Genomic DNA, 14,482 nt, shown 5'->3' with positions numbered 1-14,482 from the left:
CTCCTTTCCCTTGGCAGAAGACCGCACAGACTCAATTTTGCGTAATATTTATTACACTATTCAACGATTTTTGACTCTGATTCTCTCAGTACCAATTCAGACATCAAATCAGGCAAAAACGATTGTTCCCCATCTTTGGGTGTCTCAGTTTGCTCCTGGGCAGCAGGTAGCCAGTTGATGAATGGTAGGGGTAACAGCGTACTGAGGTTAGTAATTACCACCAATATCCAAAGTGACTCAAAGTTCGTTGCGGTAATCCCCAGCCAATAGGTGATTAATGCCCCCAATGCATGGGAAACCGTTGCTGCTGAATTAAACACCGACATTAACAAGGCAAATAATGTTGCTTCCACACCAGAGGGACAAAGCCTTGCTGCTAACACCATCACTTGCATAAAGGCAATTTTGCCCATCACAGAGAGAATAAGACTATCACCCAAACTAAACCAGTGGTCATCTATATTTAACAGCCTGTTTGTGTGAGTCACTAACAACAGCATCGTCATCCCCAAAATTGAGGAAAGGACAGTACTCCAAGCAAAAATCACGCGAAAAGGGATGCTTTTGAGGTAACGTTGAAAAATCCAAACACCTGCTAAAGAAGCGAAACTTGTTACCAAATGCACCCGTCCCAAAAATTCTGGTTCAAAGTGTAGTTCGTTGGTAGAGAAGAAGAAAAAGGCTGAGTCTGCATTTGGCGTAGCTTGCCAGATGAAAATAAATGCCGTTGGTAGCCAAATTGATTTTTGGGTGATGGCTTGGCGTAGCTGCCCCAATTGATGTTTGATTGATAGAGAGTTAGTGTGATTAGTGTCTTGAGAATCTTTGTTAACGGGAGACTCAGCAATTAACCAAGCTACCCCTGAAACGATCAGAGGAAACAAGGCGGTAATCCCAAAGACAGTACGGGTAGTAAAGTATTGGAGCAGCAGACCGCTAAAGTATGCTGTTATTAAACCTCCGATCGCAGCAGCACCCCAGCACAGAGATTGTAGTGAACCGGCTTTCGCTTGTGATTCGCCTCTAGCTCGTTCTACAACCAGCGAGTCAACTATAACATCACTCATGGCGACAGAGAGAGAACTAAGGGCGATCGCTAACGTTGCTGCCCAGCTAGTATGAACTATTGTCGCCAGACTCACCCAAGAAACAGATCCCAGTATCCCGGATAAAATCAAGTAAGGACGCCGACGATAGCCAAATATCGGTAAGCCATCAGAGATAAAACCAAACACCGGCTTGATCATCCAAGGTAGAAAGACAATTCCCAATAGCGCCGACACTTCAACTGGACTCAGTAGCAGTTCATCTTTGAGGAAAAAGCTAACAGCTAGACGCGATAACCCTAAAATTCCTTGGACAAAGTAAACCGTGAGAATTGCAATTAACTCTGCATTAGGTTCATTACCCAAGAAGATTTTTTGTGTTAATGAGTCTTTGACCTTGGACAAGCCAGATGATTGAACCACCATTTGATAAATATTTTTTAAATTTTATTTACTTTTCTATCATATCGATTCTTCAGACGTGGGTTTTCTGTAAGCTGTTTCCTTTAAAGTAAGTGGGTGTGAATAATTAAAGGTTTATAGTCAGGGCTTCAGCCCGGAAAATAGCGCTGAAGCCCTGACTACAAGGGAATTTAATTAATTTTATATTCCGTAACATAGTTTGATTTATTCTTGCCCACTTACTTATTTCTTCTTTGAGTATTCTTTAAGACTTTCTTAACTACTTTTCTTTCTTCTAGCAAGACTTCCTTAGACATATTCCTACTCTGAAAGCTTGCTATGCTTTGAGTGTAGGAGAAGGGTGATCATAAGGATTAGGGCGAACCTACCGTCAGTAAGCTCGCCCTAACTTGTATTTAATGTTGAATTGTCGTCGAAAGTTTTGAAATCCTGTCTACGGCACGCTACGCGAACGTGAAGCCTGGGCTTAGGATGTAAAGAAAATTAGGAGAATCTTACAAAATCATTGAGGAGAAGTAAAAGTATAACCTCTCATGCACGGTTTGTCAACACCGAGCCAGGAAGGTGACTTCCTGGCTTAGGCATCCACTTATGACAATTGCAAAACTGACTTTTTGTTGACTCGACGAGTCATAACTGAACTAGCACCCACAAAACCAATCACAAGAACTCCTAATAGCGAAGAAGACTCAGGAACTGCTTTGGTAACTACATTACCGGTGATACTCTTGTAGCTAGTAGCGACTGTGTGATTATCTGATTCAAAACCAGTTCCGCCAATATTGCTGAATTGAACCTGATCAAAAGTTCCGGCAACATCGTAGAAGTTGATGAACGCATAGGGTTCTCCACTATTTTGATTTTTGAATGTCGAATTAGGATTACCGTAATAGCTGGCTTTATTTGCGAGGTTTCCGATATAACTAACCACATCGGCAGTAGTTATAGTTTGTACAACCTTATTTTTTGAAAGAAATGTCAGTACGTTATTAGCATCTCCCGCAGACCACCAAAGTCCAAAGTAACTTTGTGCGGTAGTCAAATTTAGGGTAGAAACCGTTTGACCAGATATGTTGGCGTTTACATCAAAATATTTGCCTGTTCCACCAGCACCACCATATTGGTCTGCATTCTGGATCAGAGTAGTCTTATAGCTACCAACATTTAGCGTTCCATCATTCGATTGAAAGCCTGCTGTACTGTAACCTGTTGTTTGTGCATCAAAAGTTTGTACATGAGCATTCACAAGATTTGATAATTGGGCATTTTGTACGCCTGCGTTTTCGATTGATACCGTAAAAGACGAAGCCATTACAGGACGGGTAAAAGTAGCCAAGGACAAAACGACACCAGAAGCGATCGCGGACTTAATTAAAAGACTTTTCATTTGGCAATTCTTCTCGGTTTTAAAATTTTTCTCGTTCAACACTCATTGTCCGAGGTGCTTCTAGATTTCAACATCAGAATAATTACTACTTTTTCGATTTGACTTCGCCCAGAGAAAAATGTAATTTATTGAATTTCATTTAGAGGAAAATTACTGATATTATGTTCTCTGATGTCAATCGCTTTATATAGAAAGCGCAAAGTTCTCAGTGCTAAATTGTAAACAAACTTTTTTTTATAAAAGGTGCATAAATGCATCCGACTGAAACAGCTGCTGTCTTTACTCGCGTTATCGGTTTAATTAGTGGCACATCCGTAGATGGCATAGATGCCGCCTTGGTAGAGATTTCCGGTACAGAATTGGATCTGAAAGTTGAGTTGCTAGCTGGGGTAACATATCCCTATCCAGCCGAACTCAGAGAAAGAATATTAGCAGTTGGTGCAGGCGTTGCGATCTCAATGGCAGAATTGGCAGAAATAGATGATGCGATCGCCATTGTGTTTGCCCAAGCCGCCCAAAATATTCAAATTGCTCATCAGCCAGCCACTCTCATTGGCTCTCACGGTCAGACGGTTTATCATCGACCACCTGCGGATAGGGCAATAGGGAATCAGGAAGAAAACCACTCCCATTCGGCTACGCCCTTCTCTTCGAGAGGCTGCGCCAACGACTACGCTCAGGACAAGCTCACGGCAAGCCCACTCCCTAGTACAGACGCGATTAATCGCATCTCTGCCCACTCCCCACTCGGCTACAGTCTGCAACTAGGGCGCGGTGCATTAATTGCCTATCTTACGGGTATTACAACTGTGAGCAACTTCCGCGTTGCTGATATCGCTATTGGTGGTCATGGTGCGCCTCTCGTACCCAGAGTAGATGCCTATTTACTCAGTCATCCCCAGGAGGGGCGTTGTATTCAAAACATTGGTGGTATTGGTAATGTTGCTTATATTCCCCCTCGGCATGGCGACTGGCTTTCAAAAATTCGCGCTTGGGATACTGGCCCAGGAAATAGTCTATTGGATCTAGCGGTGGAGCATTTAAGCGCTGGTGCTAAAACTTACGATGAAGATGGCAATTGGGCAGCGAGTGGTACTCCTTGCCATCCGTTGGTAGAACAATGGCTCAACCAAGACTACTTTCATCTACCGCCGCCCAAATCCACTGGTCGAGAGTTATTTGGTGTGACTTATATGCATCAGTGTTTAAAAGATGCCCAAGCATACCAACTTAATGCTGCCGACGTATTGGCAACTCTTACCGAACTTACAGCTGCTTCAATTGTTCATAGTTACCGCACTTTTTTGCCGTCAATGCCCCAACGGGTATTATTATGTGGCGGTGGTAGTCGCAATCTCTATTTGAAACAAAGATTACAGTTATTGTTGACATCAATACCAGTCTGGACTACAGATGAAGTCGGCTTGAGCGCAGATTTTAAAGAAGCGATCGCCTTCGCGGTTTTAGCCTACTGGCGAAATTTGGGTATTCCTGGCAACCTACCTACTGCGACTGGGGCACCTCAAGAAGTGCTTTTAGGAGAAATTTACCAAGGTCAACATAATTCATAATTGATAATTGATAATTCATAATTTAATTCAATTAGGACTTACGCAAAACTACATACTGTAGGGGCAATTGATGTAGCTTTAGCTGACCGCAGGGTATTGCCCCTACCTAAAAACAAGGGTTTCGGCTATTGTTTGCGTGAGTCCTGAAACAGGAAAAACATATAATATCAAAAAATTTCTTCAACGCGATCGCGGTTCATTACTTAACTTCATTACTCAGTACTGCTATAACTGTAGTCTTGGCGGCACTCGATCAAGGCAGGGAATATAAAAGGTGGCTCATACTTTTTTATTGGAACCAGGACGCTGGGCAATACAAGGAAATTGGCTGGAACGTAATGGGATGCCAATCAGCGTCAAGGGTATGACCTTAATAGCTTGGAATCGAGATAACTGGTTCACTATGGCCACAAAACTAATATTTCCTGGTAGCGATCGCTCGGAAATCTCTTTGCAATACAAGGGGCGGTTGCATGATGGAGAACGTCAGTATACTTTTTTACTCCAACATAATCTTTTGGGGCAGGTTGAAGGCGAAGGCTGGATTGGTCTAGATACTATTGTGCAGCATTACCAGGTACTAGGCGATCGTCAGCGTCGTAGTGGGTTTGAAACCCTACACCGAATTTCGGAAGATACATACTACCTCAGTAGTGGCGTCTTGGCTGGTCATTTTTTAACTAACACAATGGAAGCTAGCCTAGAGCGTCAGTCAACCTAAGAGCAGTAAGTAGTTAGTACAGCACTGCGAAATTGAGCAAGGCAATTACTAGAGTTAAGCTTGATCTCAAAGTTCCCGAAAGCCCTTGCTCTAAGAACTCTGGGCAGTTTAATGCTCTAAAAATTCCGGGAAAAAAGCTTGATCTCGATGTGGCCGTTTTAAGGGGTTAAGTGCTGCCTGACAAAAGGTATTACAGAGTACAAAATCTTACAGCGTAGGCGCAGCCCGCCGCAGGCATCGTCCTTTGGAGAAAAGAAAATTTGTGATCTATGTAATATCTCATGCCCGACCTTAACGAGTAATCGTTTATTCTCACCTAATTACTAAGTTTTAACTAAGTAGGCAAGAATAGATCAAACTATGTTACGCAATGTAAGATTCATGAAATAGACTCTTAGTAAAGGGTTCCAGCCCTCAAAATAGTGTTAGAGTCCTGACTACAAACCTGGGATTATTTATATCTACGTACTTATTGTAAAAAAGTAATTTTCAAATTATCATCAAGATTGTAGCATTTTGCTTTAGCCATGTAGTCAGTAGTCTGGAGTTCAGTTTCATGAATCCTAAAGTGTCAGTCATTATCCCTGCTTACAATACTGAAGCTTATATTGCCAAGGCAATAGAGTCAGCCTTACAGCAAACGCTCACTGATATTGAAGTGATCATGGTCGATGATGGTTCAAGTGATAAAACTGTAGAAGTCGCTAAAAGTTTTACTGACCAACGTCTTAAAGTGATAGTTAATCAACAAAATCTTGGGGTTTCTGCTGCGCGTAATCGTGCCATCAGAACAGCTCAAGGAGAATGGATTGCTGTTCTTGATTCAGATGACTGGTATGCTCCTGAAAGATTAGAAAAGCTTGTGTTGCTGGCAGAAGAAACAAATGCCGATATGATTGCTGACGATCTTTATTTAATCAAAGATGGTGCAACATCTCCTTGGAGTACATTGATTCAAGAAAGTGGAGAAGATGTAGATATAGATAAAGTTCTCCAAATTGATATCGTTGATTTTGTAGAAACTGATGTCTATGGACAAGCAGGGTTGCATCTTGGTTTAAGCAAGCCTATATTCAAACGAGAATTTCTGGTTAAGCACGGCATTGAGTACGATGAAACCATAAGAATAACTGAGGACTTTTGGCTTTATATGAAATGCTTAATCAATGGCGCTCGCTTTTTTCTGGTGCCAAAACCCTATTATTTCTACCGATCACGCCCCAATTCTATTGTACATCAAGGCATATTATCACGTCTAAATCAATGCTGCATAGCGACTAATTCTTTCATGCAACAAGAAGTTGTGAAAAAAAATCCAGCTTTAATGCGTGCTCTCTCTTATAATCTGGCAGTCTTTAAGAAAAATCTAGCTTACTTTCAAGTTGTAGTCCCTATAAAACAAGGGAAGTTGGTAACAGCATTCACAGAATTGAGCAAAAATCCATACTTTTTTTCTGATTTTATTCCCCGATTTAACAAGATGATCCAACGTCGAATTCAATACTATGCAATGGGTAATAAATTAGTTTTTGACATGTCTTATAACCTACAGAGAAAACGAAAAACTACCAATTAGTACTATCACACTTTTATTAAGAAATAATATATCCTTACGTAGTCAGAATGATCCCGAAGCTTAAAAATCTGGTCAGGCAATAAGTATCTGTGATTATCCCTACTTACAAAACAAAGGCAGAGGACAGTCTTGCTGGAGGTAGGAGGAAAGTGCTGATCAAGCAAAACTTTAGTTGTGGTTTATTGACCACTAAAATAATAGTTAGAAATCCTAATAAGCTAGAGCATTATTTATGAGGGATGAGGGCTTGGAACTGATAAAATCTTCCCAGCACGGCTTCATATTGCCCCGTCAGGCTTTATTGATATTCAAAACTCCGCACTCATTACTCAGTTCTCAGAACTCTGTAGTGACTGTGGTACTACCTAATTAGGGTTTTTGGCAGATCATAGAGTTATCTATTTAGTCAAAATTGGGCAAACTAAAACTACACGACAATTAAAGTGCAAAATGGTACAAAGCGTCATTATAAATCTACCCTTTCTGCTTGTTTGAACTAGTATGTTGCACCAGTTGTAATAACCGTCTCGGTTGCAAACTGCCAGATAATGGTTTCAATCCTCTAAAAGAGGACTGAAAAAAGCTAGTACAGCACTGCCTAAATAGAGCAACGATTGGAAATCGCACAAAAGCCTATCCTATAAGCTTTTTAACATCCATTTCTGCCTGGCGGTACAAGCCGAAAAAGTCATTTATAGGCGCAATAATTCAGATATCAGTTTGAATGCACTTGTCCTCCCAAACACTTACAATCTGCTTTTGGATTTAAATTATCTATGTCAGACCCCAACATTGGTCGCTTACTCAGCAAACGCTACCAACTCCAGGAGTTAATCGGTACTGGAGCAATGGGTCGGGTTTATCGCGCTAAAGATACTTTGTTGGGAGGTGTACCCGTTGCCGTTAAGTTTCTCGCGCTATCAATCCAAAATGAAAAGCTGCGATTGCAAGACCGCTTTGAGCGAGAAGCAAAAACCTGTGCTTTACTAGGGCAAAAAAGTATCCACATTGTCCGAGTTATGGACTATGGCGTAGATGATAATAATACGCCGTTCTACGTGATGGAATACTTACAAGGACAAAGCCTGAACAATATTATTCGCAAGCAACGACTGCCTTTACCAAGATTCCTGAGTATGGCGCGTCAACTTAGCCTGGGGTTACAGTGCGCCCATGATGGTATCCCAGTTGATGGTACAATTTGCCCAATTATCCATCGTGATGTCAAGCCAAGCAATATACTGGTGATTCAAGATCCCAGTTTCGGAGAATTGGTCAAGGTTTTAGATTTTGGTATTGCTAAGTTATTACAGTCAGATGGCGACCATACAAAATTTTATTTGGGGACATTGGCTTATTCTTCTCCTGAACAGATGGAGGGTAAAGAATTAGACAACCGTGCTGATATTTATAGTTTGGGCGTAATGATGTTTGAGATGCTCACAGGCAAAATGCCACTGGTGGCATCAACTCACTCTTTTGGAGCGTGGTATAAAATACATCACTATCAAAAACCACGTTCTTTTGCTGAGACTACGCCGGGATTAGAACTACCAAAAGAAATCGAAAATTTGGTGATGAGTTGTCTAGCTAAAGTACCACGCGATCGCCCCCAAAATATCGCTGAAATCCTCAGAGTTTTAGCATCTCTAGAAAAGCCTGAGCATATACGCATCCCTAAGCAAGACAGCCATGCCCTAGTTCCTGCTATTACAGTTAGCCCTAAGCTTGTTGAACAAAAGACAAAAGCCGATTTGCACCCATCCGGGTCAAACGATGAAATAGCTCAGGCCATTTCCTGGCCTGAAAATAAACCAATTGCCGATATTGTGTTTCCCCAGCCCATTCATACCAATGGGGAGGTTTTACCAGCTCTGTGGGTGATGCTACCGCAAGAGGAAATTCAAAAGCGCTTACTCTGTACCCGCTATAACCAATTTCTTTTCATTTCTATTCCTCATCCCATGCTGCTATGGATTACTGTGATCTACAACCGCAAACATGGCGCTAAATGGTTACCTTATTACCTTGATCTCAAAACCACTCTTGGTCAAGAAATTGTCCGCTTACTACAGCATACAGGTTATTACCGCCTGTTGTTCTTTGGACGAGAAGCACCAAATCACTGTACCCATATCTTACTTTCCAGCATCGCTTCTGCCCAGCGCCAACGACTGCAAGAGTGGGTCGCAATGAGCAATACATTGATATTCTCTGCCGACCCGCAACTTAGTAAAAGGTTACTCAAAAGCGAGTACGAAAAGATTAAGCCTCAAATTCTGGCAAAACTGGAAGGTATTGATACAGATTCTCCATACGATCTTTGCAGCTAGCCATAATTTCCTAATGTTACATATTTGAGATGGAACTAAGGTGTGGCCACTCCAAGTATGTAAACTTTTATAAACAAAATATATATAAACATGTAAGTTCCGGTTATATGTATAAAGAGCGAAATAACTAGCTGCCAAAGCAGTGCTATCTAAATTCTCTCTTCCTATTCCTGTGTACATATTCTAGATGATTATAAATTTACGCAGGTGTGATTCTCAGACTAGACGAAACAAAAAGAAGTTTGGCTAAAGTAAACAATAAATTTAGCCTATAAATCTAAACTTAGGTCTAGATTGCAGCAGATGTGCCGTAGGCAATGTTTACTCATTCTTAGTTAATTTCGTAAATTGAACTTTTGGGCTGCTTTTGTGGAATTATTTATCGAAGTTGACGCCCCGACAGCCCCAGCTCTTTTCCTCTTTGGAACCAAGCAAGAGAAGGAGGTCGTCCACTGCGACATCAGAACGACTCTATGCCATAGTGGAACCGGAATCTAAGCCCCACTGGTGCTTAAGAAGCTCTTGATAAGTTGCCTCGCGTACTACCATTTGCTCATAAAGCTTCACCAAAAAGTCTTTAGCTTGATCGTGGCTCATGTTTTGCACCTGAGTAGAAAACGAGCAGATACTGAATTGCTGTTCCAAGGATAGTTTCATTGGTTGGTTCATAACTTAACTCCGAAAAAACAACGTGTAAAGGTGATATCGTTGACAGAAGTCCAAATGGGATAATAATTGGACTTGTAACTGTCCAACATTTGTTACTCTGTATTAAGAAAGATAACAATTGTTTGACAGGTTTGCCCACATCCTAAATGCGGAATTTTTCTGACCTGATATTTTGCACCTAATCCTACTGATATACCACCCAAGTCAGGCGAACCATATTCCAGAAAATAGGCTCTATTTGGACTGAGATAGGTATAACTACCTCTTTGACTCCTTCTTGCTTTGCACAACTCTTCTTTGAGGAGAAAAGCAGATGCTATCCTTAGCCCTCGATAGTTTTTCTAAAACAGAAAAACTAAGATGCTGTCTGCCCCAATATCAATGAAACTTCGCAGGATTGGGATTTTAAGCAGGTTGGGGAATTAATGGTAATAAGCGTGAATTATAGCCGCTTTACCTGATTACGTGCAAGAAGTCAATTTACCAAGTTATGCAAATTTAGCCTCATTAGGGCACTTTGCATACTAAAAGTATTTGTATCAAATTGTAAAAAGGAAAAATGCTCACGCTGAACAAATTGATGAGTATATTTACCGGATTAGTCATTAGACATCTCCAGAAATTAAATATGCGTTATCCAGAACCCTTGTAGAGACGTAGCAGTGCTACGTCTCTACATTCATTTTCTTTTCCTTTGTCTATTTGTCCTTGGAAAATAAGCAATGACTAATGACTAATGACTATTTTCTTCGAGTGAGACGATGACAACTGTGATGTTATCGTGCCCTCCGTGTTCTTTGGCAGCCTCAACTAGAGAGATGGCGGCTTTATCAACCCAAGGGGTGTCTTGGAGGCAGCTAGCAATCTTCTGTTCCACAAGTTCTTCTGTGAGACCATCACTACATAGTAATAAGCGATCGCCAACTTTTACGTCCAGTGGTTGCACATCAATCTGATGCAAGTCTTGACGCCCCAAACAGCGCGATAATACATGACGAAAAGGATGTAATCGTGCTTCATCTAAGGTGATGTCACCGATTTTGATTGCCCGTGCTACCCAAGTGTGGTCTTCCGTTACCTGTTCTAATTGCGACTTTCGGAAGCGATACAGCCGCGAATCGCCAACATGACCGCACCAGGGCGACTCTGGGGAGCGAAAAATTACCGCTACAACCGTTGTACCCATGTCAGCGCGTTCAGGATGATTTTGCTGATCGTGCAAAATTGCTTCGTTGGCAGCCCATAAAGCTTGCTCTAGCAATTCTTGAGAAGACTTAGGAGATTGCCAATTTGCCACTAAATACGCCTGAATTTCCTTAGTGGCAATCCGACTTGCCTCCTCACCTCCGGCATGACCACCCATGCCATCGGCGACAACGAAAAACCGCCCATCTGGGTCAATATAGTAAGCATCCTGATTATTAGAACGAATAAGTCCCGGATCACTAAAACCCGTGAAATTAAGTTTCATAAATTTTTTTTGCAACCAACAATTAATACATACGATCGTAACGGTCGAGGCGGAAAAGTAGTCGGATTAGGATCACTGAAAGCCCTGCTGCAATTAAACCAGGGACTAGTGCCCACCATGCATGATTGCTAACCACTAAGATCGTAGCTGAAAGTGTGAAACCACTGATTAACAGAGCATAACTTATTGAAAGTTGAATACTGCTTTGCCGCCGCAACAGCCGTTCAGTTTCTATAGAGCGAACGCGGAGGCGAATATCTCCCCGCTCAAGCTTTTCTAGCGTATCCTCTAACCTACGTGGTAGACCAAACGCAGTACTACTTACTTGAGCTGCTTGACGACTTAATTCGTTAAGAAAGCTATTCCCCTCAGAACCATTCATATCGGTCATAAGCTGCATTGCATATGGTTTGGCAACTTCCATAAAGTTAAACTCTGGATCTAATCCTTTACCTACCCCTTCGAGAGTAGAAAAAGCTCGCATCACAAAAGTAAAAGTTGCTGGAAATCTAAATGGCTGATTATAAGCTATTTCGTAAAGATCGTCACTAATTGCTGCGACCGATTGATTTTCAAAGGGCTTATCCATGAAATGATCGAGCATGTACTGGACGGAACGCCGCACTGGGCTAATGTCATCCGTTGGGGCGATCGCACCTAAATCGATCAGAGACTGCACAACGCGATCGCCGTCTTTTTGGGCAATACCAAACAGGGTTTGCATTAATCCTTCGCGGACGTTGGCTTTAATCCGCCCCATCATGCCAAAATCGTAGAATATTAAAGCCCCACTTCCACTAACGGCAATATTGCCGGGGTGGGGATCGGCATGGAAAAAGCCACTATTAAGTAACTGTATCAAATAGGCTTGAGCGCCTTGACGAGCGATCGCCTTTCGATCCAAACCTGCTGCTTCTAAAGCTTCGTATTGGCTAATTTTAATTCCAGGGAGATATTCCAAGGTCAGCACTCTGGAAGTTGCATAACGCCAGTATATTCTGGGAACGTTTACCCAATCATAGCCGCGAAAGTTCCGGCGAAAAGTATCAGCATTACGACCTTCGTTAAGATAATCAATTTCTTCCCAAAGAATGCGACAACACTCTTCGTAAATTCCTAACCAATCTCGCCCTTTTCCCCATTTGGGATGGTTTTGAAAGTAGCGGGTAATTCCCTTGAGAATTTGTAAATCTATTTCAAATAACTTCTTCAGTCCAGGACGTTGTACTTTGACGACAACCAATTCCCCACTATGTAGCACAGCTTTGTGTACTTGCCCCAAGCTAGCAGCAGCTAAGGGAATAGCTTCAAAATTATGGAATAGTTCAGGAATTTTTTTGCCTAGTTCTTTCTCAATGGTGGCTTCTACTTGCTCATAGCTAAATGCTGGTACTTTGTCTTGTAACTTGGCTAGTTCTTCTACATATTCACCAGGGAATATATCAGCACGGGTAGAAAATAATTGCCCGACTTTGATGAAAGTTGGCCCTAAATCCAGCAGTGTATTACGAATCCAAACCGCCTGGGTTTTGCGTCTTGCAGCTTGCTTTACCTCAGTTACTCCACCCGCGTAACTCCAAGATTTGTTGTATAGCCAAAGCTTAAACATTAAGGTCAAGACAAAAGACCAAATGTCCACAAAACGCCGTCTGCTAGAGTAGTTTTCCCGATTCCAACGGTATGCCTGATCTGAATAACCTTGTTCCATATACTTTGTGTACCGTTGGTTTGTAACCGAATCACTTGGAAGAAAAGACACTCTGATTCCTAAACTGTTTTTAATTAAGTGTCCTTTGTCATTTGTCTATAATTTTTGACCAATGACTAATGACCAATGACTAATGACCAATGACTAATGACTAATGACCAATGACTAAACTTATGCAGAAGCTCGGCGATAATGTTGCAATTCTGTGCGTAACAGGGCAATTTCTGCTCGTAATTCATCAATATCTGCTTGCAAGTCAACTGATACAGAACTGGCTTGCCGACTACCTGTGGTAGATTGACCACCATTAGCTGCTTCTGCTGCCCGATTTGCCCGCTCTAGGACTTCATCTGTAAACTGGCGCAACTGCTCTCTAGCTTCGGCATCAAATTTGCCCAAATCACTCAAAGCATCGGTCAAGGCGACCTCTAAACGCTCATTAACTACTTCAGCTACCGCTCTGCCGACGAAAAAGGCTTGCACAAGGGGGTTACTCATAAATTTTTGTGACGTTGATCCGCAAGAGAATTATAACTTGCTCGTATGCTTTACGGCTTCTGCTAGGGAGTTAGAGATTTATGTGACGCGATGTGCTATTTCAGCCCTGGCGCTTTTTCTATTTCCCCATCTCTATTTTTCCTCACAAACACTTCATGTCAAAAATATTGATTAATTAATGTATCCCTGGTAATTTAAGTATATTTGCGTATTACAAAAACAAGATCGAACGACTGGAAGTCGCGGCTACACAAAAGAAGTCCGCGCAGGCTGACTACATCTTCTAGCCTGCGGAGGCACGCTTTGTTCTGGTAGCTGCGATTTTAGTCGTCTGCTGCAAGATGTGAAAACACCATATTTGTTGCCCTTAAATTATGAATAGCTATCCAGATTTCAGCGAATATGGTTATCAAGTTTTGCGAGAATTGGGACGTAATCGGGAAGGAGGAAGGATTACTTGGCTATAAAGAAGTCGGGAATCTTGTCTGGTTTGTGAGGAAGATAAAATTGCCCTCTCTTTTTTTCTACCTAACTTAAGAATGCGATCGCCTTTTTTGCAAAGCCTTAATGTAGTGCGATCGCTTTTATAAAAAAATTATCATAATTATAATAACTAACTATTGATATAGGTTAATCTATGTTTACCAAACATATTGCAGAGTATTTCAACTTTCTTTCTTCTGAAGATATTAGACTGAAAGATTCAAGAATTGGTATTGAAAGAATTCTTTATGAATACATTGATTGTCGACGTTCTCCAGAAGAAATTGCCCAAATCTATAAATTAATCTCTCTGGAACAAGTATATGCAACTATTCTTTATTATCTGCAAAACAAAGAAACCGTCAGTGCTTATATGAGAAACTGGATAGAACACGGTCAGAGAATGCGAGAACAACAGAGGCTTAATCCCCCGCCAGTGTCAGAAAAACTGCGCCAACTCAGAATTGAAAGACAAGCTAAACAGCAAGCATGAAACTGAAATATCTGATTGATCAAAATGTCAATCCTATATATGGAAATAAAATTAAGCTCTCTTAAAATCAACCTAGAACTAATTGATGGCAGCAAAACTGCGG

11 protein-coding genes are annotated in these 14,482 nt (G+C 41.5%); 5 read left to right on the top strand and 6 right to left on the bottom strand.

Going from position 1 to position 14,482, the window contains the following annotated elements; translation table 11 throughout:
* Positions 1–56: 56 nt before the first annotated feature.
* The gene (locus tag V7K15_RS17295) at positions 57–1,472 is read right to left on the bottom strand and encodes a folate/biopterin family MFS transporter (protein ID WP_334907022.1); all 1,416 of its coding nucleotides are present in this window, start codon (positions 1,470–1,472) and stop codon (positions 57–59) included.
* Positions 1,473–2,058: 586 nt separating this feature from the next.
* Complete coding sequence (locus V7K15_RS17290; RefSeq protein WP_334907020.1) at positions 2,059–2,856, bottom strand: Npun_F0296 family exosortase-dependent surface protein; 798 nt, start codon at positions 2,854–2,856, stop codon at positions 2,059–2,061.
* Between the two features lie 251 nt (positions 2,857–3,107).
* On the opposite strand from V7K15_RS17290, the gene V7K15_RS17285 reads away from it, so the two are divergent.
* The 4 genes from V7K15_RS17285 to V7K15_RS17270 all read left to right on the top strand — a co-directional run bounded on the left by V7K15_RS17285 (position 3,108) and on the right by V7K15_RS17270 (position 9,057).
* On the top strand, positions 3,108–4,427 hold the full coding sequence (locus V7K15_RS17285; RefSeq protein ID WP_334907018.1) for an anhydro-N-acetylmuramic acid kinase: 1,320 nt from the start codon (positions 3,108–3,110) through the stop codon (positions 4,425–4,427).
* Between the two features lie 274 nt (positions 4,428–4,701).
* Positions 4,702–5,148 (top strand): hypothetical protein, encoded by a 447-nt coding sequence (locus V7K15_RS17280; RefSeq protein WP_334907017.1) that lies wholly within the window; start codon positions 4,702–4,704, stop codon positions 5,146–5,148.
* A gap of 556 nt (positions 5,149–5,704) precedes the next feature.
* Positions 5,705–6,724 (top strand): glycosyltransferase family 2 protein, encoded by a 1,020-nt coding sequence (locus tag V7K15_RS17275; RefSeq protein WP_334907015.1) that lies wholly within the window; start codon positions 5,705–5,707, stop codon positions 6,722–6,724.
* A 776-nt stretch (positions 6,725–7,500) separates the two neighbouring features.
* On the top strand, positions 7,501–9,057 hold the full coding sequence (locus tag V7K15_RS17270) for a serine/threonine-protein kinase (protein ID WP_334907013.1): 1,557 nt from the start codon (positions 7,501–7,503) through the stop codon (positions 9,055–9,057).
* Between the two features lie 471 nt (positions 9,058–9,528).
* Here the strand turns inward: V7K15_RS17270 and V7K15_RS17265 are convergent, their stop codons facing one another.
* The 4 genes from V7K15_RS17265 to V7K15_RS17250 all read right to left on the bottom strand — a co-directional run bounded on the left by V7K15_RS17265 (position 9,529) and on the right by V7K15_RS17250 (position 13,403).
* The gene (locus V7K15_RS17265; RefSeq protein WP_104908243.1) at positions 9,529–9,726 is read right to left on the bottom strand and encodes an NblA/ycf18 family protein; all 198 of its coding nucleotides are present in this window, start codon (positions 9,724–9,726) and stop codon (positions 9,529–9,531) included.
* A gap of 733 nt (positions 9,727–10,459) precedes the next feature.
* Positions 10,460–11,197, bottom strand: coding sequence for a Stp1/IreP family PP2C-type Ser/Thr phosphatase (locus V7K15_RS17260; RefSeq protein ID WP_334907011.1), 738 nt, complete (start codon positions 11,195–11,197; stop codon positions 10,460–10,462).
* A gap of 22 nt (positions 11,198–11,219) precedes the next feature.
* Positions 11,220–12,905 carry an ABC1 kinase family protein gene (locus V7K15_RS17255; RefSeq protein ID WP_334907091.1) on the bottom strand — a complete coding sequence of 562 codons (1,686 nt, stop codon included), beginning with the start codon at positions 12,903–12,905 and terminating at the stop codon, positions 11,220–11,222.
* 171 nt (positions 12,906–13,076) lie between these two features.
* Complete coding sequence (locus tag V7K15_RS17250; RefSeq protein ID WP_334907009.1) at positions 13,077–13,403, bottom strand: DUF6825 family protein; 327 nt, start codon at positions 13,401–13,403, stop codon at positions 13,077–13,079.
* 637 nt (positions 13,404–14,040) lie between these two features.
* Here V7K15_RS17250 and V7K15_RS17245 point away from each other — a divergent pair.
* Complete coding sequence (locus tag V7K15_RS17245) at positions 14,041–14,379, top strand: DUF433 domain-containing protein (RefSeq protein WP_334907007.1); 339 nt, start codon at positions 14,041–14,043, stop codon at positions 14,377–14,379.
* Positions 14,380–14,482 lie beyond the last annotated feature (103 nt).

The organism is Nostoc sp. (assembly GCF_036919815.1).
Lineage (GTDB): Bacteria > Cyanobacteriota > Cyanobacteriia > Cyanobacteriales > Nostocaceae > Nostoc.
Note: the sequence above shows the minus strand (reverse complement) of the source record. Positions and strands in the feature narration are given on the sequence as shown.

What these genes read in the sequence shown, in the direction of transcription:
- V7K15_RS17265 (WP_104908243.1), bottom strand. Translation starts at nt 9,726, where the DNA reads ATGAACCAACCAATGAAACTATCCTTGGAACAGCAATTCAGTATCTGC.
- V7K15_RS17245 (WP_334907007.1), top strand. Translation starts at nt 14,041, where the DNA reads ATGTTTACCAAACATATTGCAGAGTATTTCAACTTTCTTTCTTCTGAA.
- V7K15_RS17295 (WP_334907022.1), bottom strand. Translation starts at nt 1,472, where the DNA reads ATGGTGGTTCAATCATCTGGCTTGTCCAAGGTCAAAGACTCATTAACA.
- V7K15_RS17260 (WP_334907011.1), bottom strand. Translation starts at nt 11,197, where the DNA reads ATGAAACTTAATTTCACGGGTTTTAGTGATCCGGGACTTATTCGTTCT.
- V7K15_RS17290 (WP_334907020.1), bottom strand. Translation starts at nt 2,856, where the DNA reads ATGAAAAGTCTTTTAATTAAGTCCGCGATCGCTTCTGGTGTCGTTTTG.
- V7K15_RS17255 (WP_334907091.1), bottom strand. Translation starts at nt 12,905, where the DNA reads ATGGAACAAGGTTATTCAGATCAGGCATACCGTTGGAATCGGGAAAAC.
- V7K15_RS17250 (WP_334907009.1), bottom strand. Translation starts at nt 13,403, where the DNA reads ATGAGTAACCCCCTTGTGCAAGCCTTTTTCGTCGGCAGAGCGGTAGCT.
- V7K15_RS17270 (WP_334907013.1), top strand. Translation starts at nt 7,501, where the DNA reads ATGTCAGACCCCAACATTGGTCGCTTACTCAGCAAACGCTACCAACTC.
- V7K15_RS17275 (WP_334907015.1), top strand. Translation starts at nt 5,705, where the DNA reads ATGAATCCTAAAGTGTCAGTCATTATCCCTGCTTACAATACTGAAGCT.
- V7K15_RS17285 (WP_334907018.1), top strand. Translation starts at nt 3,108, where the DNA reads ATGCATCCGACTGAAACAGCTGCTGTCTTTACTCGCGTTATCGGTTTA.